Annotated in this window: 14 protein-coding genes and 2 pseudogenes; 10 read left to right on the forward strand and 6 right to left on the reverse strand. The window is 40.1% G+C overall.

Going from position 1 to position 18,234, the window contains the following annotated elements; all coding sequences use genetic code 11:
- Positions 1-349 precede the first annotated feature (349 nt).
- The 5 genes and pseudogenes from B9T25_RS09340 to B9T25_RS14870 all read left to right on the forward strand — a co-directional run bounded on the left by B9T25_RS09340 (position 350) and on the right by B9T25_RS14870 (position 4,628).
- Positions 350-1,516: an acyl-CoA desaturase gene (locus tag B9T25_RS09340; RefSeq protein WP_086188159.1), complete on the forward strand. Its 1,167-nt coding sequence runs from the start codon at positions 350-352 to the stop codon at positions 1,514-1,516.
- A gap of 78 nt (positions 1,517-1,594) precedes the next feature.
- Positions 1,595-1,955: pseudogene (locus B9T25_RS09345) on the forward strand (DHCW motif cupin fold protein).
- A 64-nt stretch (positions 1,956-2,019) separates the two neighbouring features.
- Positions 2,020-3,462 carry a protein adenylyltransferase SelO gene (locus tag B9T25_RS09350; protein ID WP_086188160.1) on the forward strand — a complete coding sequence of 481 codons (1,443 nt, stop codon included), beginning with the start codon at positions 2,020-2,022 and terminating at the stop codon, positions 3,460-3,462.
- Between the two features lie 91 nt (positions 3,463-3,553).
- Positions 3,554-4,192, forward strand: a complete 639-nt coding sequence (locus B9T25_RS09355) for a L,D-transpeptidase family protein (RefSeq protein WP_086188161.1) — start codon at positions 3,554-3,556, stop codon at positions 4,190-4,192.
- A 36-nt stretch (positions 4,193-4,228) separates the two neighbouring features.
- Positions 4,229-4,628 (forward strand): annotated as a pseudogene (locus tag B9T25_RS14870) (MmcQ/YjbR family DNA-binding protein).
- A gap of 56 nt (positions 4,629-4,684) precedes the next feature.
- Here B9T25_RS14870 and B9T25_RS09365 read toward each other — a convergent pair.
- Both B9T25_RS09365 and baeS read right to left on the reverse strand, forming a co-directional pair.
- Entirely contained in the window at positions 4,685-5,371 is a 687-nt protein-coding gene (locus B9T25_RS09365; RefSeq protein ID WP_086188162.1) for a response regulator, read from the reverse strand.
- Positions 5,372-5,383: 12 nt separating this feature from the next.
- Positions 5,384-7,045, reverse strand: coding sequence for a sensor histidine kinase efflux regulator BaeS (gene baeS, locus B9T25_RS09370; protein WP_086188254.1), 1,662 nt, complete (start codon positions 7,043-7,045; stop codon positions 5,384-5,386).
- A gap of 138 nt (positions 7,046-7,183) precedes the next feature.
- On the opposite strand from baeS, the gene B9T25_RS09375 reads away from it, so the two are divergent.
- The 3 genes from B9T25_RS09375 to B9T25_RS09385 all read left to right on the forward strand — a co-directional run bounded on the left by B9T25_RS09375 (position 7,184) and on the right by B9T25_RS09385 (position 11,886).
- Entirely contained in the window at positions 7,184-7,831 is a 648-nt protein-coding gene (locus B9T25_RS09375) for a hypothetical protein (RefSeq protein ID WP_086188163.1), read from the forward strand.
- A 295-nt stretch (positions 7,832-8,126) separates the two neighbouring features.
- A complete protein-coding gene (locus B9T25_RS09380) occupies positions 8,127-9,929 on the forward strand; it encodes an acyl-CoA dehydrogenase C-terminal domain-containing protein (RefSeq protein ID WP_086188164.1) in 1,803 nt (600 codons plus the stop codon).
- A gap of 175 nt (positions 9,930-10,104) precedes the next feature.
- Positions 10,105-11,886: an acyl-CoA dehydrogenase C-terminal domain-containing protein gene (locus B9T25_RS09385; protein ID WP_086188165.1), complete on the forward strand. Its 1,782-nt coding sequence runs from the start codon at positions 10,105-10,107 to the stop codon at positions 11,884-11,886.
- 61 nt (positions 11,887-11,947) lie between these two features.
- On the opposite strand, the gene B9T25_RS09390 is transcribed toward B9T25_RS09385, so the two are convergent.
- Positions 11,948-12,574, reverse strand: coding sequence for an FMN-binding negative transcriptional regulator (locus B9T25_RS09390; protein WP_086188166.1), 627 nt, complete (start codon positions 12,572-12,574; stop codon positions 11,948-11,950).
- A 149-nt stretch (positions 12,575-12,723) separates the two neighbouring features.
- Between B9T25_RS09390 and B9T25_RS09395 the strand changes: the two genes are divergently transcribed.
- On the forward strand, positions 12,724-13,221 hold the full coding sequence (locus tag B9T25_RS09395) for a phosphate-starvation-inducible protein PsiE (RefSeq protein ID WP_086188167.1): 498 nt from the start codon (positions 12,724-12,726) through the stop codon (positions 13,219-13,221).
- 100 nt (positions 13,222-13,321) lie between these two features.
- Here the strand turns inward: B9T25_RS09395 and B9T25_RS09400 are convergent, their stop codons facing one another.
- Entirely contained in the window at positions 13,322-13,765 is a 444-nt protein-coding gene (locus B9T25_RS09400; protein WP_086188168.1) for an RcnB family protein, read from the reverse strand.
- Between the two features lie 184 nt (positions 13,766-13,949).
- Between B9T25_RS09400 and B9T25_RS09405 the strand changes: the two genes are divergently transcribed.
- Positions 13,950-14,396, forward strand: a complete 447-nt coding sequence (locus tag B9T25_RS09405; RefSeq protein ID WP_086188169.1) for a hypothetical protein — start codon at positions 13,950-13,952, stop codon at positions 14,394-14,396.
- A 128-nt stretch (positions 14,397-14,524) separates the two neighbouring features.
- Here the strand turns inward: B9T25_RS09405 and B9T25_RS09410 are convergent, their stop codons facing one another.
- Both B9T25_RS09410 and znuD read right to left on the reverse strand, forming a co-directional pair.
- Entirely contained in the window at positions 14,525-15,988 is a 1,464-nt protein-coding gene (locus B9T25_RS09410) for a phospholipase D family protein (RefSeq protein ID WP_086188170.1), read from the reverse strand.
- Positions 15,989-16,113: 125 nt separating this feature from the next.
- Positions 16,114-18,174, reverse strand: a complete 2,061-nt coding sequence (gene znuD / locus B9T25_RS09415; protein WP_086188171.1) for a zinc piracy TonB-dependent receptor ZnuD — start codon at positions 18,172-18,174, stop codon at positions 16,114-16,116.
- Positions 18,175-18,234 lie beyond the last annotated feature (60 nt).

Consider the following 18,234-nt stretch of genomic DNA (forward strand, 5'->3'; position numbering starts at 1 on the left):
GCGCTTTATTTTATGCTGATAAATGCTGATGAAACGATCTCTTTCAATATACTCAACATTAAAAACAAATGAGATAATCCTAAACAGAACAAGCTCTTATTCTATGCTTTGAGTATCATTTTTTAAGTCCTATCGTCGATCTCTAAATAAGCCGTCTTAATCTTCGATAAAATCAATCAAATCTACTTATTATTCTGTTACTGTTTAGTACAATACAACTGTAGAATAATGCTAGTGCATATTTATTAGCTCATGCTAATATGAGAAAGTTTTAATCCATATAAATTGTATTGAATTAACAAATTCATTTATACCTTACCTTTACAAGGTTCTAGGAGTGCTGTTGGAGATGAATGCTCCCCTACCCAAAGCCCCAATTAACTGGATTGCAGTGTTTGCATTGGTCTTGCTACCAATTGTGGCTGTAATCGCTATCCCTTTATATGCTTATCATCATGATTTTAGTTTAGGCGCATGGATCAGCTTATTTGTACTACTTGGTTTAAGTAGTTTGGGGATTACTGCGGGTTATCACCGTTTATGGGCACATCGTGCCTATGAAGCGACCTTACCATTAAAAATCATTTTAATGCTTATGGGTACTTTTGCCGTGCAAAATAGTATTTTGTTCTGGGCGTCAGGTCATCGTACGCATCACCGTCATGTTGATGATATCGAACAAGATCCATATTCAATTAATAATGGCTTTTGGTATGCGCACATTGGATGGATGCTTCGTAACTATCCAGCAGCAGAATCAAATTATAAAAATGCACCCGATTTGTTAAATGACAAAGTAGTAATGTTCCAAGACAAATATTACATTCTTCTTGTAGTTGCCGTACATGCCGTGATTCTTACCACGGTTGGTTGGGCGGTTGGCGATATGTGGGGCGTATTATTGTTGGGTGGTTTGCTTCGCCTGATCTTAAGCCATCACGTTACCTTCTTCATTAACTCACTCTGCCACATGTGGGGCAAACGTCCTTATACCGACGAAAACACTGCACGTGACAACTTCTGGTTAGCCATTGCAACTTGGGGTGAGGGTTACCACAACTACCACCACATTTTCCAATATGACTACCGTAATGGTGTTAAATGGTGGCAATACGACCCAACGAAATGGCTAATTTGGTCATGTTCAAAATTAGGTTTAGCCAAAAATTTACGCCGTATTCCAAGCTTTAATATTAAAAAAGCAGAATTGGCAATGCGCTTTAAATATGCTGAACAAGATTTGGCTGTGTATGGGCACAATCTCAATGAAGATATGGCGACTGCCAAACTCCGTATTGCACAGGAATATGAAGCATTTACCCAAACATTAAATGACTGGGCAAAGCTGAAAGAACAAGAAATTCAAGCCAAGAAAGCATCTGTCGCTGAAAAAATTCAACAAATGGATCACAAACTTAAAGTGGATTTCCAATTGGTTGAGCAGCGTCTTGCACACCACCGCAATACGTTAAAAATCCTCATGCGCAGTGTTAAAAAGAATCCTATTTCTGGATAAGATACTGTTACGATAAGGCCCCTTCTTGGGGCTTTTCTTTTATCTAAGCCATTTAAAATCATATAAAGAAGGAAAAAAATGAATTTAAATAACATTCCATTTGGATTCACCAATTGGACAGAAATTAAAACTGAATGACATGCAAGTGAACATGGTCATGCCCTATGGCATACGCAGCAGTTTGACAATATTCGGGTACGTATTGTGGAATATTCAGCAGGTTATTTAGCCTTGCACTGTAAATAAAGCAGCGCTTTATTTTTGTTCATGGTTCTTAAAAGAACATATCTTATTCTGTCTTGAAGGTGAATTACACACTGAACTTGAGGATGGTCGTAGCTTTACATTGACCTCTGGTATGAGTTATCAAGTTGCAGATCATGCCGAAGCTCACCGCTCCTCCACGGCTACAGGTACAAAACTCTTTATTGTGGATTAATCCTGTTTTAATCGTACATCTATATCAAGTATAGTGAATCCAACCCCACTCAGTATTTTCCACTATGCAATTCAATCCCCGCTATCCTTTGCTCAATCCCAAGCTTTTTCATCAGCAAATGCCAGTTCCGCTAAAAGGGGCAAAAGCAGGACATTTTAACCAAGCACTTGCCGATCAATTGCAATGGTCGGATGCAGACCAAGCGGCTTGGGTTGAAATCTGTAGTGGGCAGAAAACCTTTGCTGAATTTGAACCGCTTGCAATGGTCTATGCAGGACATCAATTTGGACAATGGGCAGGACAATTGGGTGATGGACGTGGCTTACTGATTGCCCAAATTTTAGATAAAAACAATCAAACCATTGACCTACATTTAAAGGGTGCAGGCTCGACCCCTTACTCACGTATGGGTGATGGTCGTGCGGTATTACGTTCTGTTATTCGTGAATATTTAGCAGGTCATGCACTGAATGCTTTAGGTATACCCTCGAGTAATGCGGTGGGTTTTACCTCTTCAACGCAAGGTGTACAACGGGAAAAATTAGAACTTGGCGCGATGATGCTTCGTACTTCAGATTGCCATATTCGTCTGGGTCATTTTGAATGGATTAATCAATATCGGCCTGAGCTATTAGTAGACTTTGTACAGAAATGTATTGAATGGCATTATCCTGAATGCCTTGATGCGGAACAGCCTATTTTAGCATTTGCCACCAAAGTCATTCAGCGTACAGCCGTGATGATTGCAAAATGGCAACTGGTCGGCTTCGCCCACGGCGTGATGAATACCGATAATTTAAATATCACAGGTTCCACACTAGACTTCGGTCCTTACGGTTTTATGGAGCGCTTCCGTCCAAATTGGATTAACAACCATTCAGACTACAATGCGCGTTATACCTATCAGCAACAACCAAGTATCGGGCACTGGAATTTATGGACATGGCTCAACAACCTGATTCAGCTTGCCCCTGCGGAAAATAAAGAACAATTTAAAGAAGATTTGGCCCAATGTTTAGCGCATTTTGAAACAACATTTTTAGAACACTACACGCTTGGGCTATGCCAGAAAATGGGGCTACCAAGTGTCCATAAAGACAGTTTTGATTGCAGTATGGCTTTTCTTCGCATTCTGCAAGCAGAACAACTCGATTATACAGACAGCTTTATCCGTCTACAAAACAAGAGTTACTCTGCCCTACGTGATGATTGCTTAGATACCCGTCAGTTCGATACTTTTCTGAGCCAATATCAAAGCATTCGAGCAGACCAAGCAACCGATGCGCTAGATGCTGAAATGTTTAAAGTGAATCCACAATATACTTTACGCAATCACATGCTACAAAAAGCCATTGAACTGGCGGAACGCAATGATTTCTCTGAAGTCGATCGCTTATTTAAGTTATTCAATACACCGTATACTAAACAAGAACATTTAGAACAGGCTTCGGACTTAGCACCACTACCGAGTGATGTACCTGAAGTAATGGTCAGTTGTTCATCTTAAATAAAATATAAAATTGTGGATAAATTAAACTTTATCCACAAATCCTTTTCATTATTGAACTTTATGTTCAGATTATATGTTTGAACCAACAATGAATAAAAAATACATTTTCGTACTGGGTTTTATTACTCTGCTCATCATGACTTGTGGTGGTCTTTATTGGAAATATCAAAAATTTATTCCAACCCTGCCCAATCAAGTTGAATTTTCTCATCAAGTTGAACTTCCTAATCAAGTTCAATTTCCCAAGACATTGTCGGATATCGAAATCACTGATATCCGTAAGCAAACGCCTATTAGCAGTATTCATGTTTATAAAGCCGCTCGAGTGGTCAAATTATTACATCAAGATCAAGTCATTAGAAACTATCCGATGCGACTTGGTTTCGACCCTATAGGGCACAAAATTCAAGAAGGTGATGGTAAAACACCAGAAGGTCGTTATGTAATCGACTGGCGCAATGGGCAAAGTGCTTTTTATAAGTCTTTGCACATTTCCTACCCAAACCAGCAAGATAAAGCAACAGCGGCTCGCTTAGGCGTCTCTGCTGGTGGCGATGTGATGATTCACGGCTCCGCCACAAGTAAACAGATGGAGAAACTTCCTAAACTGATGGATTATATGCCCCAACAAGATTGGACTTGGGGTTGTATTGCCGTCCGTAATGTCGATATGGATGAAATTTGGAAACTGGTTGATAACGGCACGATTATCGAAATTTATCCTTAACTGCGTTTGAGTATTCAAGGTATATACAAAATGATCATAAATATTCATCAAGTTGCAGCAAACATCGCTTCTCAACTCTCTGAAACGAGCTGTAGCCAGCCTTTTGGTCCAGATTGTGATGTCTACAAGGTTTTTGATAAAGTTTTTTTAATGATCTTTAAACTACAAGGAAAGCGTGTCATTAACCTTAAAGTAGAACCTCAGCGTGGAGAAATGCTTCGAGATTTTTATCCCTTTATTCACGCAGGTTATCATATGAATAAACAACACTGGATTAGCGTATATCAAGATGATGCACTGGATTAGCGTATATCAAGATGATGCACTGGATACTCAACTCATAACAGACTTAGTTATCGGCTCTTATGAAATGGTGGTCAATAAACTCAATAAAATTCAAAAACAACGCTTAAATCTACTGAAAAGTATCCAATAAAAAAGCGAATAGTTCACAGCTATTCGCTTTGCCATTATTGAGTCATACAAGCAAAATCAATCTTCAGGATATTCAAAACGATAACCCACGCCATACACTGCTTGAATCCATTCATGACGGTTACCCGTTTCAGCTGCATCCGAAATTTTACGGCGTAGGTTTTTAATATGGCTATCAATCACCCGATCTGCCACGTCAAAACTATCAGGGTTAATATGATCTAATAACTGTGCACGTGAATACACTTGCCCGACATGTTCTAAAAACAACTCAAGTAAACGGAATTCAGTTGGTGTTAAATTCAAAGTTTTTTGTTGATACCAAATACGTTGTTGCGCTTTATCCATACGGAATAAGCTATTTTGCTCAGGTTCAGCTTGACGGTCTAAACGACGTAACACCGCTTGTACACGAGCCACTAACTCTTTCGGGCTAAATGGTTTGCAAAGGTAATCATCCGCGCCCATATTTAGACCCAATACACGGTCAATTTCTTCAGTGCGTGCAGTGACCATAATAATCGGTAAGTCTGACTGTTCACGCACCTTACGGCAGATGGTCAAACCATCCATACGCGGCACCATTAAGTCTAAAATCATTAAGCTAGGTTTACGCTGCATAAAGCTATTATAGGCCTCTTGACCATCATGAAACATACTGACTTCAAAGCCTGCTGCTTCTAAATAATCTCGCACCAATTGTGCAAGTTCAACTTCATCTTCAACCAGCATGACATGTTTCATGAATCTTATTCCTTATGAGTTTAACTGTTTTGGGAAAGTCAGTTTGCAACGCAAACCACCCAAGGGTGAATGTTCAAAACTCAATTTCCCACCCAATGCCTGCGCAATTTTACCAGATAATGCCAACCCTAAACCTGTACCACCTGTACTGCGGGTACGTGAGTCATCAACACGATAGAAACGCTCACCTAAACGTGCCAGTTGTTCATCCGTTAAGCCAAATGGACTATCATCGACAATCACGCTCCAATGCGTTGCAGACTGTTCAGTATGCACACGTACCTCACCGCCTGCTTCAGTATAACGAATGCTGTTGCCGAGTAAGTTGACCATAATTTGTTTAAAGCGATCTATATCTAATTGTAAATTCGCACCTTCACCTTGCACTGAAATTGATAGATTGGCTTGGGCAAATTTAGGCTTAAAGTTTTCAATTTCCTGCAATAGTACATTCCACGGGTTCACTTCGGACATATAACATGTCAGTTGCTGCGCTTCGGCTTGGGCTAAGTCAGCCAAATCTTGGGTCAGTTTTTTCAAACTGGTGACTTGACGCAACATCGCTTCAAAATGCTCTGGGGTTGGTTTACGAATACCATCCTGCATCGCTTCAATTTGAGCTTGTAATACTGCCAATGGTGTTTTTAACTCATGTGAAGTATCGGCTACCCACTGACGACGTGAACGTTCATGCTGATCTAAAATGACCGCCAATTGATTAATTTCAGTGGATAAATCACCCAATTCATCATTCCGATTAATTTTTACCTGATGCTGATAATGTCCTTTGGTCAATTCACGTGTCGCATTTAACAAGCGTTGAATTGGCTTTTTAAAATAGGTTGCCAACAATAAAGCCGCAATCAAACTGGTAAAAATAGTTAAACCATAAACCAGCAGTAAATAGCGCTTTTGATTACTAAAAAAGTTAATACTCAAAGCATCATCTTGGTCTAGCACAGGCTTTAAACCCAAATAACCAATGACTTTATTATTAACCATGATTGGACGATAAGACACGGGAATATCCGAAGGTTCACCGACCACAAACTGTCGGTCCGCATCATATAAGGACAATCGAGAACTTAAGCCCAAACGGTCAGGCATGGAAATAAACTGCTTTTTCTTACTTTGATTATGTGTTGAATTTGTTTGCGTCCCGTCAGTTTTTTGATTCGGACGAAAGCTATTTTGATTAGAACTTAATGGAAATTTAAGCCCTTCAAAAGGTTGATATTCTGAAGGCAAATTCAACTCGATCATCTTCAGTTCTTCTTCATTTAATATCGACTTATGCTGTCCAGCCTTATCTAAATCAGGCGAGACATTCATTAAAGAATTGTCCTGAAAATAACGTTGTTGCAAGGCAATATCGTACTGACGGCGTAACCACCAACGTGACAACTTGTCATAATCATCGGGGGCTGCCTTACCTTCAATTTGCAAAATTTGTGCTTGAATGGCATTGCCCCAGTCATGATAGACCGTATAAACCCCTGCCAAATTACCGATAATATGATCGAGCTTCTGCATTTCAACATCTGCCACATAGCGAGCAAAGTTTTTTTGCATGGTCCAATGCAAGACACCAAGGCTCACCGTCGTAATCACTAAAGTTGTGAGTAACACGGTTAAAAATAGGCGTAGGGCAATTGGAACACGACGAATTTTCAAATGCAAAATCTCAAAATTTCTTTTCAATTTATTATTGTAACCAACACCATGCTAAAAAACTCTCCATTGTTTCTACATCATTATTATTTATTCTTTAACTGATCAAAATTACATTATTTTTCATTGGAGATAAAAACAATGAATTCCATGACAAAACTTGCTTTAGTGAGCGCCAGTGTTCTGAGCATAGGGGCTTTAACAGCTTGCCAATCGAACAATACAATTAAAGATAACGACCATGCTCGTATGATGAAAGACCATCATCCTCAGCATGAACGCAAAATGACAGCAGAACAACGTGAACAATTCCAACAAGCACGTCATGAACGTAAACAAGTAGTTGAACAAATTAAAAATGCATGTGATAGCAAAGCAGCGGGTACAGCAGTACAAATTAAAGCGGGTGAAAAGACCCTTGATGGTACTTGCACCATGACATTTAAACCAGATCGCAAAGCAATGAAACAAATGCATGATCGTCAACATCAACAAGGTACGCGTGAACATCGTCCAATGCGCGGTGAAATGCGTAATACTATGCATATGCAGCGTAACGAACCATTAACAGATGCTCGACGTGCTGAGTTAACCAAGCAATTTAATCAACGCTTAGCTGAACGCCAAGCAACGCAACAAGCCATTGCTAAAGCCTGTCAGGGTCAAACACACGGCAAAGTGATTCAACTAAAAGTTGCTGCGCAAACCATTGATGGTCAATGTAAAGTTCGCTTCCAACCTAAAGCCTCTATTGCGTCGTCCCCAGCTCCAGTGAAATCAGCCACATAAATATCTCCCCACGTTTAAAAGGTGCATTTATGCACCTTTTTTATTGGACATAAAAATTTACGTATTTGACTATTTATGACATCAAATAAAGCATAAAAGCATTTACACTCAACATACTTAGCAATTTCAAGCTAAAAATCTTTGACTTTACAGTCACCAAGAAAAAGCATGGAAAAGCTTGTACCAAGCAAGAAGATGTTGCACGATTACCCCATAGAAATACGTGTCTAAAGAAGGCACGTTCCAATGTTTATTAGGATTATAAGCTGGTTAAACCAGTATTGAGGAAACCGATATGCCACAATACAAAGCGCCTTTACGTGATATGCAATTCGTTTTACATGAATTATTAAATGCCGAAGAACACTATGCAAAACTTCCAGCATATCAAGACACCGTAAACCGTGAGTTGGTTGATCAATATTTAGAAGCTGCTGCTGACTTCTGTGAAAACGAACTTTCTCCTCTTAACCAAGTCGGCGACCGTGAAGGTTGTACTTGGAATGATGGCGTTGTTACAACTCCAACAGGCTTTAAAGAAGCGTATCAAAAATACATCGAACTCGGCTTCCCATCTCTTTCTGTACCAGAAGAACATGGCGGTCAAGGTCTACCTGGTTCATTAGGCGTAACAATTTCAGAAATGGTCGGTACTTCGAACTGGTCATGGGGTATGTACCCAGGTCTTTCTCACGGCGCAGTACGTACCGTTGAGCATCATGGTTCTGACGAACAAAAAGCGCTTTATTTACCTAAACTTGTGACAGGTGAATGGACAGGAACCATGTGTTTAACAGAATCTCATGCAGGTTCTGACTTAGGTCTTATCCGTTCTAAAGCTGAACCAAATGCAGACGGTAGCTTTGCAATCTCTGGCGAGAAAATCTTTATCTCTGCTGGTGAACACGACATGGCTGAGAACATTATTCATATTGTTCTTGCTCGTCTACCGGGTGCACCTAAAGGCACTAAAGGTATTTCGTTATTCATCGTACCTAAATTCAACGTCAATGCTGACGGTTCAATGGCTGACCGCAATGCCGTTCGTTGTGGTTCAATCGAACACAAAATGGGTATTCATGGTAACTCGACGTGTGTCATCAACTTTGATAACGCAAAAGGTTTCTTGATTGGTCCTGAAAACCGCGGTCTAAACTGCATGTTCACATTCATGAACACTGCACGTATTGGTACTGCTGTACAAGGTCTTGCAGCGTCTGAAGGTTCTTTCCAAGGTGCGCTTGCATATGCGAAAGATCGTTTAGCAATGCGTTCACTTTCAGGTGTTAAAGCGCCAGAAAAAGAAGCAGATCCGATCATTGTTCACCCTGCTGTACGTAATATGCTTTTAACGCAAAAATCATTTGCTGAAGGCGGTCGTGCATTGGTTTACCTATTATCTCAATATGCAGATACAGTTGAACAAGGCGCAACAGAAGAAGAACGTAAATTTGCTGACAACATATTGTCACTGCTTACTCCGATTGCAAAAGCATTCTTAACTGAAACTGGTTCAGAATCTGCGAAACACGGTGTGCAAGTGTTCGGTGGTCATGGCTTTATTTCTGAACATGGCATGGAACAAATCGTACGTGATACACGTATTGCTTGCTTGTACGAAGGTACAACTGAAATTCAAGCACTTGATTTATTAGGTCGTAAAGTTTTGGGTACTCAAGGTGCAATGTTGAAAGACTTCACTAAGATCATCCATAAATTCTGCGACGCAAACAAAGACAACGCTGCAATGAGCGAATTTGTTGAACCACTTGCTGCTCTAAATAAAGAGTGGGGTGATTTAACTATGCAAATTGGTATGCGTGCGATGCAAAACCCAGATGAAGTGGGTGCTGCTGCGGTAGACTTCCTGTACTTCTCTGGATACGTAACCCTCGCTTACCTATGGGCACGTATGGCACTTGTTGCACAAGAAACCCTTGCTGCTGGTACAACTGACGTTGACTTCTATAACGCGAAAGTGACTACTGCTCGTTTCTACTTCAAGAAAATCCTGCCGCGCGTTCGCTCACACGTTGACGTGATTGCTGGTGGCTTAGAGCCATTGATGTCTTTAGATGCTGAACATTTCGCTTTCTAATCCGACATTATAAAAAACTGTACTCATGAGTACAAAAAAGAAAAAGGACGGTCATAGCTTTGACGGTCCTTTTTCTTTATAAATACACATAAATGTTAACCCTTAGTCGCCTAATCGAAATATCTTGCTTAGACTGACTAATACCAAAATTTAAACAAAAACAGGTGTCCGAATCATGCCAATCTACAATGCGCCACTTGCAGATATGAAATTCATCCTTAACGATGTATTCAATGCAGAGCAATTCTGGCAAGCCAATGAAAATCTTGCACATATCGATGCTGCGACGGCAGAAGCTATTCTTGAAGAAATGGCTAAATTTGCGCAAAATGTGACTTTGCCGATCAACCGTACCGGTGATGAAGAAGGCGCAACATTTAGCAATGGCAATGTGACTACTCCTGCTGGCTTTAAAGAAGCATTCAAACAATATGCTGAAGGTGGTTGGATTGGTTTAGGCGCTGACGAAGAATGGGGCGGTCAGGCGATGCCAAAAATGCTGACTGTGCTTTCTGATGAAATGTTATTCGCGACCAACCCATCATTTATGCTTTACCCTCTCCTTTCTGTTGGTGCGGGTATGGCGTTAAACAGCTATGCATCTCAAGAACAAAAAGAAACCTATTTACCTAAAATCTACTCTGGCGAATGGTCAGGCACGATGTGCTTAACCGAACCACATGCAGGGACAGATTTGGGTATTATTAAAACCAAAGCTGAACCAAATGCAGATGGTACCTATAACATCACTGGGACTAAAATCTTTATTACCGGTGGCGACCACGACCTAGCTGAAAACATCATTCACCTGGTTCTGGCTAAAACCCCCGATGCACCTGCGGGTTCACGTGGCATTTCATTATTCATCGTGCCTAAATTCATGGTTAATGAAGATGGTTCTATTGGTGAACGTAATACAGCAGGTCCAGGTTCAATCGAACACAAAATGGGCATCAAAGCCTCTGCAACATGTGTCATGAACTTTGATGCTGCCAAAGGTTATTTGGTGGGCAAAGAAAACGAAGGTTTAGCAGCGATGTTCGTGATGATGAACTACGAACGTTTATCTATGGGTATTCAAGGTCTAGGTGCTTCTGAATATGCTTACCAAAATGCAGCACAATACGCGACTGACCGTTTACAAGGTCGTAGTGCATCTGGCGTTCAATCGCCTGCGAAACCTGCAGACAGTATTTTAGTTCATGGTGATGTTCGTCGTATGTTGCTCAATGCACGTGCCAATAATGAAGCATCTCGTGCATTTGCAGTTTACGTAGGTCAACAACTCGATATCACTAAATTCTCAACAGATCCTGAAGCAATTAAAGCGGCAAATAACCGTGTGGCATTGCTTACCCCAATTGCAAAAGCATTTTTAACCGATACAGCGTTTAATGCGGTGATTGATTCGCAAATGGTCTTTGGCGGTCATGGTTATATCCGTGAATGGGGTATGGAGCAATGCGTACGTGATTTACGTATTGCACAAATTTACGAAGGCACCAATGGTGTTCAATCTCAAGATTTAATTGGTCGTAAAACCATTAAATGCAATGGTTTATTCATTGCAGAATATATCTCTGAGATTCGTGACTTTGCCAACGGTTTAGACGCTGAGTTAAACTTCATTAAAGATGCAACATTAGATGCTGCAACTGAAATTGAAGCAGTGACTCAATATGTGATTGAAGCTGCAAGTGAAAATATAGAATTCCCGAACTCTGTGGCTGTTGATTACCTGCATGCAGTTGGTCTTTTAAGCTTCTCGTATATGTTTGCAAAAATTGCCAATGCAGCGAAAGCAAAAGATGGCGAGTTCTATCAAAATAAATTGGCTTTGGCTGCTTATTTTGCACAACGTATTTTGCCTGAAATCGACTTGCGTATTACCAAAGTAAAAGCAGGTTCAGAAGTGATTATGAACTTTAGCGAAGACTACTTTACTACTCAGGCTTAATTTTCCGAACTAAGCTTTAAAAACGCCTGCATTGTCAGGCGTTTTTTTTGGATGATCTTTTTTATTTTGGATAAAATTTTCGAATCGCCTCAGACATTTCAGGATGATCATTTTCTAAAGCATGTGCGACATTTTCAGCATCTACTTTTGAACGATTCTGACTGACTTTAAATTTTCCTATAATCGAAGAAATTTCGATTTCGATTGCTACAATTTTCTCAAGTTGTTCTTCAATAAAATCATTCGGCGCATCCCCCATTTTCCAAGGAATATCCTGTGATGATTCATGAGTACGCGTTAAACGTGCCAATATGCCACGTAAATATTTCTGATCCTCTATTTTTTGGATGCTTCCTATGACATGTACCACACGATAATTCCAAGTCGGAACAACGCGATGATGTTCATGTTTACCCTCATACCAATTCGGAGAAATATAAGCCTGCTCTGCCTGAAAAATCACATACACGGATAAGGGTTGATTTAAAATTTCAAATAATGGGTTTTCTTTTGCAATATGCCCTTTAAGTACACCCAACTCGCCTTGAGTTGAATCTAACTCTAGTGGAATATGATTCGCCTCGATTTTTCCATCATGAGTTACAATGACACTCGCCAATGAATGTTTTTCAATTAAATCGAAAAGTTCAAGAAGATTTTCCTGTTGAAAATGCGTGGGCAAATACATTTTTTATGCTCAAAAAGTAAATAAACTGTGAAAAAACCACTCTAATTTAAACATAAAATGGAATCAATAACTTTTGATTTATCTTTCATGTGCATGAAATTTGCATAGTATTTAATGAATCTCAGTTTGTATAACCTAAGGAGGAAAAAATGTCTGAACGAAATCCCAAAGTTGAAAAAATTGAAACCCTCCTCGATAAATTAGGCAATTTAGCCGTTGAAACCTTTCACTATGTTGCGCTGTTTATTATTGGCTGTATGGTGGCTTGGTCTGCTGTACATACCGTGATTGATATTTTAACTGTTAAACAATACGCAACCATTGATGATATTTTATTGTTATTTATCTATTTAGAATTAGGTGCAATGGTGGGGATTTATTTTAAAACAAACCATATGCCAGTGCGCTTTCTTATTTATGTTGCAATTACAGCACTAACTCGCCTACTCATTTCCGATATTCAGCATGACCACAAAGCTGATTTAGATCTAATCATTATCACTGGTTCTATTCTTATTTTGGCTTTTTCAATTTGGATTGTACGTTTTGCATCTTGGAATTACCCCTCTGTAATTCGCGACAAACACAGTGAAAAGCCGCTACCTGAGGGTAAAACACCTCGTCCGCAAGATGATGAATTGGCTTAAAGCATATACTTTTTCAATCCCCCTTTGGGTAAAGGGGGATTGAATATTAAGGAGGCATTTTTTTATTCAAAAATAGCCGCTAAACACAAATCTTTTTTAATTATCGATTCGGCACCAATATATAGCGCCCATGTTCATAAATCCAATACATCCCCGTAGGTGGTGCAGGCAAACCTAAACGACGCCAATCTGTAATTAAAATCGAGTTTGAACTCTCTATCTGTGCCATATTCGGATCACCATTTACCCAGCTATAACTTTGCGAGTTCTGCGTAATGGTCGTTGGGGCAACATATTGAATACTCACCCCATTGTGTATTGGTGGGTAGCCACCATGTGGCGGACGTGATGGATAAGATGGTGTTGGACGACTCGGATAATGAGGTCGATGTTGTGGGTAACTATTTTGCGGATAATGAGGTCGATGTTGATACTTACTGGTATCGACACCTTGATAATTTGACCAACGGTTTTCCGCTTGAGTTGTTGCTGAAGCCCCAAGAAGCACCATGCCACCCAAAGCACAAAGAATTGCTACTTTCATAAAAGACTCCAAATATCATTAATTAAACTAATTCTAATCTCTAGTTTAAGATAAATAATGGATAAAAAACCATCTAATGCAACGTTTTGTAAACTAAATATTTGAATCATTTCACACGTTCATGCAGCTAAGCTACGATGATGTTTATGCTAAGATATTCTTTTTTGTTACTGGATCAAGCAGAGTGTCTGATTTAAGTTTTGACCGCCTCCATCAATTCTTTTGTAAAGTGCCGAGTATACAAGAAGCATTGATTGATGCTTATGGTTCAGATGGTCAACATGCATGGTGGTTTAAATTTCAAATTAATCTAGAACACCCTCTGGCATGGCAAACCGTGCAAGAATTGGGGCATGTGCTGAATTACATTTCAAAGAATGAACGTTTACCAACGCAGTTCCTACCTGTTTCACCACCCCCTTATATGAATGGTGAAGCAAAAGACTTTTTAGCTTGGGTGATTCAGTGTAATCATCCAGACTTTTCACCCGATGTAGTTTGCGATTGGTTAGAAGCACGCTTACCACAACCCGTTGAAGATGAAAGTCAGTGGAAAATTAAAACTGACTTATCTGAACTCGATAAAATAAAAGATGCCGATTTGGATAAGTTAGTTCCACCGAATCGGTAATAAAAAAAGCGCTTAATGCGCTTTTTTTATTGGCAACGCGCCTTCATCCCAGCCATTTCATCCCAGCCATCTTCCAAAGGCGGAAAGAGTTCCCTCTCCTTTCAGGAGAAGGCTGGGATGAGGGTGATTTAAAACGTCGATACCCCACTCCATTCCATAAAGCGGTAAATCGCGTATTTAAGTTTCGACTCATCCGCATACGTGCTGTAATCAACACTCATATTTTTCCCCTCTAAGTTCGACCAAGCGGTATTAAAGTATTGATTGGCATCGATAAAGACCTGCGCTTGGGATGCCCCAACGACACGTAAATCAGTTTCCAAATTATAATTTTTGATGTTCCGTGCAGTGAAATTCGCTGAACCTAAAATCAGCTCGGAATGTTGTGCATTATGTTTCACAATCATTTTGCTATGGCACTGTTCACCTTGTGTCTTACACCAACGCACTGGCACACCCGCATCATTTAATTCAGATGCCACTTGTCTGTTAGGAATACCATTTTTTTGACGGCCAAAAGCATCTTTATTCGGGTCAAGTAACACGCGAAGTTTCACACCACGCTGATGTGCGCTAATCAGGGCTTTTACAATATCTCGTTCAGATAAATAGAACATGGCTAAATCAATTTGCTGTTGCGGCTTAGCCATTTCAATCAATCTGAGTGTTGCATCATAAATGGCTTTTTCAGTCAGCACCTGAACTTGAGGCAAAGACTGCTCTGCCTCAAACTCGCCCACAATCACCATCGGAATGTCACCTTTTGACATTCTACCCACAGCCTGTTCAGTCTTTAATACATCAATTGCGGTATTGCCCGAAACCACTAATGCCACATTGGAATGCCGTGAACTACCATCGTGCGGGTTAGCAGAAGTCACTAAAGTTTTCCAACCTTGAGCGGTATCCACCACCAACGTTTTACGATGATTGGCTTTAAAGTTAAATAGGTTGAAATAACTACGCAAGGTAATTTTTTCTTGACCAAATGGATTAGGCAACCAGCCCTTTTCAAGATTATTGCCTGCATCTTGACAGCAGATATACCAAAAGCCTGACCAAAGTGGGTTGGGTGCGCGTAACGGTCTTAAATCCGTTTCAATTACATCAATACCTGCTGCACGTAACTGACGGTAATGCTCTGGCGCAACACCACCATAAACTGAATTAATTGGGTCGGTAATTACCTTAATTTCAATATTCGGTTGTACTCGGCGTTTTAAAATTAAAGCATCGGTGAGTTGCTGAGTAAGTGTACGGTGTACTACACTAGACTCTCCAACCTCTTTATTGAATAAGAACATATCCAGCACAATGGTGCTTTGTGCATCATCAATCATTTTTAACATTTCATCAAAAATATGATGCTCTTGTTGTTGTTTGCCCTGCGCATCAATATAAGTTTGATCCGCAATAAACGTCACCTCAGCATGGCGCAACTTACCCGTAAAATCCAAGCCCTCTGGTAAAGGTTTATAGGTATGATAAATTGCGGACGAGAGATAGCCCAAAGCCAACAAGCTGACCATTACGCTGACATAACGACGGCGTGACCAATTCAATTTTTGATGAATTCGTTGAAAAATACGCATAACAAAAAACCTAGTCCAATCGTATCAGACTAGGTTTTATTGTTTTATTTTTCAAGAGGATTTCTGTGAAACCTGATTGAGAAATTTAATCCAATAACAGAAATTTAATCCAATAACAACATTACTTAGAAACCAAACTCTAAACCAACTGTAAAGTTACGTCCCACTTGCGGAATATTCGATAGGAAGGAGGCATGCGAATACACTTGATTATCTAACAGGTTGTTGGCTTTAAAATACACACGATAATCATTGTTTTTCGCGTATTGTCCTGCATAAAACACACCGACATTGACCATATTATAGCCATTGGTTTCATGCTCATAACTGGCAATTTCATCCTGATTAAACACATGATAATACTCGGCCAGACCCGACCAATGGTCATCAAAACTGGCATTGATTTTCGTACCGACCCGACCTGCAGGAACGCGTGGTGCATTTTCACTATCAATTTTGCCACGGACATAATCACCGAACACACTCAGTTTGTACACATCGGTTAAAGCATACGATGCTTGCGCTTCTGCGCCATAAAATTTGGCTTTATCTTGGCTGTATTCAACCAGACGGAAATCTTTAAAATTATCTAGCGTTTGTGCATAAATGTAGTTATCGAACCAGTTGTGATAAACATGCACATGATAATCCAGCTTATCTTGCGCATAATGCAAACCAAGCTCTAGATTATTGGATTTTTCGGCACTTAAATTTTCATTACCACGTTCATAAGTATTGGTCGCAAAATGCTTTCCATCTGCATAAAGCTCTTGTGCTAAAGGTAAACGCTCTTGATGCGAACCAACCAAAGACAATTTATAACTCGGTGCAAATGCCCAATTCACAGCACCTGAATAAGAAAAACCATAATCGTCAAAATCTTTTTGATTAGAATCAATTTCAATTTTTTGCTGATCTAAACGTGCAGCCAATTCAACATGCACATCATCAAATTGTTTATGTTCTAAAGCAAAGAGACTCCATTTTTGTGTTTTACTTGGATTCAATAAAGACTCTTCACCCGTAATATCCAGTTTTTGCTGATTGTATTGCGTACCAATTACCCCTTCCCAATTGGCAATTGGCTGATGTACCAATTCTAAACGTGCATCATAACCCTGACTTTTAAAGGTGGTTGCAACCGTATTTTCTTCCAGTTCATCATGTTTATAGTCGGTATAACTGGCATGGGCACGTAATTTTTCAAAGCCTGCAAATGGATCATTCAATTCAGTACGGAAATCATAGCGTTCCGATTTAAGATCGACCCAAGGGCCAGCGGCATGCTCGTGTTCATCATGGGTTGAATGGTCATGTTCATCTGTATGTCCATGGCCATCATCACTATCACAATGCAAATGATTGTCGTGTGGATGACATGATTCATATTCATGACTATGCCCAGGCAGACCATATTGATCTTGGCGATTACTATAGGAAATTCCTGTAAATCCACGGTCATGAATCCAAGACAGTCCTACATTTACGGTTTCACCTTTGGCAAAGGTATTATCGACCCGACGTTCTTTTTCACCCTCATGAACATAATCAGGTGCAATATAACTGTTTGCATCGCGCTTCGAACCCTCTACACGTAGTGCAACTTGACTCCCTAAAGCAACGGTTGCACCTGCACTGGCTAATTTCTCATCACTGCCTGAGTTATAGCGCAATCCCACCTGACCGTCATAACCTTTTTCTGGCATTTGGGTGGGAATTTTATTGTCCGTCACATTGACCAATCCACCCACTGTGCCTGCGCTATACAACAAGGTCGATGGGCCACGAATAATTTCCACTTGCTTGGCTAAAATCGGATCTACAGTCACCGCATGGTCAGGAGATAATGTAGAAACATCGGCTGTTTCTGAGGCATGTTGTAATACTTTAACGCGCGGCCCATCTTGCCCACGAATCACAGGTCGGCTAGAACCTGAACCATATTGGTTGGAATACACTCCCAGTTCATCTGCAAGTGCATCACCAATAGTTGCTCCACGTTCAGCCAAAGCCTGATGTTCTATAACATGATCTGCCACTGCAAAATCTGCAGCCGACTGAACCAAAGGGTGTGCTTGTAATTGGATGGTTTCTAATTGTTGATTTTTCGGATGATCTTCAGCAAAAACGACAGGCGTAATGACAGCAAAGATAGACAAGGTAATTAAATTCTTATGAAAGGACATGTGCAGGCTCAAAGCGACAAAATCTGAATAATGTTATAATATAACATTTCATTTTTTTTG

It is taken from the genome of Acinetobacter sp. ANC 4470 (assembly GCF_002135335.1).
Lineage (GTDB): Bacteria > Pseudomonadota > Gammaproteobacteria > Pseudomonadales > Moraxellaceae > Acinetobacter.

What these genes read in the sequence shown, in the direction of transcription:
- B9T25_RS09375 (WP_086188163.1), top strand. Translation starts at nt 7,184, where the DNA reads ATGAATTCCATGACAAAACTTGCTTTAGTGAGCGCCAGTGTTCTGAGC.
- B9T25_RS09400 (WP_086188168.1), bottom strand. Translation starts at nt 13,765, where the DNA reads ATGAAAGTAGCAATTCTTTGTGCTTTGGGTGGCATGGTGCTTCTTGGG.
- B9T25_RS09410 (WP_086188170.1), bottom strand. Translation starts at nt 15,988, where the DNA reads ATGCGTATTTTTCAACGAATTCATCAAAAATTGAATTGGTCACGCCGT.
- B9T25_RS09355 (WP_086188161.1), top strand. Translation starts at nt 3,554, where the DNA reads ATGAATAAAAAATACATTTTCGTACTGGGTTTTATTACTCTGCTCATC.
- znuD (WP_086188171.1), bottom strand. Translation starts at nt 18,174, where the DNA reads ATGTCCTTTCATAAGAATTTAATTACCTTGTCTATCTTTGCTGTCATT.
- B9T25_RS09380 (WP_086188164.1), top strand. Translation starts at nt 8,127, where the DNA reads ATGCCACAATACAAAGCGCCTTTACGTGATATGCAATTCGTTTTACAT.
- B9T25_RS09385 (WP_086188165.1), top strand. Translation starts at nt 10,105, where the DNA reads ATGCCAATCTACAATGCGCCACTTGCAGATATGAAATTCATCCTTAAC.
- B9T25_RS09365 (WP_086188162.1), bottom strand. Translation starts at nt 5,371, where the DNA reads ATGAAACATGTCATGCTGGTTGAAGATGAAGTTGAACTTGCACAATTG.
- B9T25_RS09390 (WP_086188166.1), bottom strand. Translation starts at nt 12,574, where the DNA reads ATGTATTTGCCCACGCATTTTCAACAGGAAAATCTTCTTGAACTTTTC.
- B9T25_RS09350 (WP_086188160.1), top strand. Translation starts at nt 2,020, where the DNA reads ATGCAATTCAATCCCCGCTATCCTTTGCTCAATCCCAAGCTTTTTCAT.
- B9T25_RS09340 (WP_086188159.1), top strand. Translation starts at nt 350, where the DNA reads ATGAATGCTCCCCTACCCAAAGCCCCAATTAACTGGATTGCAGTGTTT.
- B9T25_RS09395 (WP_086188167.1), top strand. Translation starts at nt 12,724, where the DNA reads ATGTCTGAACGAAATCCCAAAGTTGAAAAAATTGAAACCCTCCTCGAT.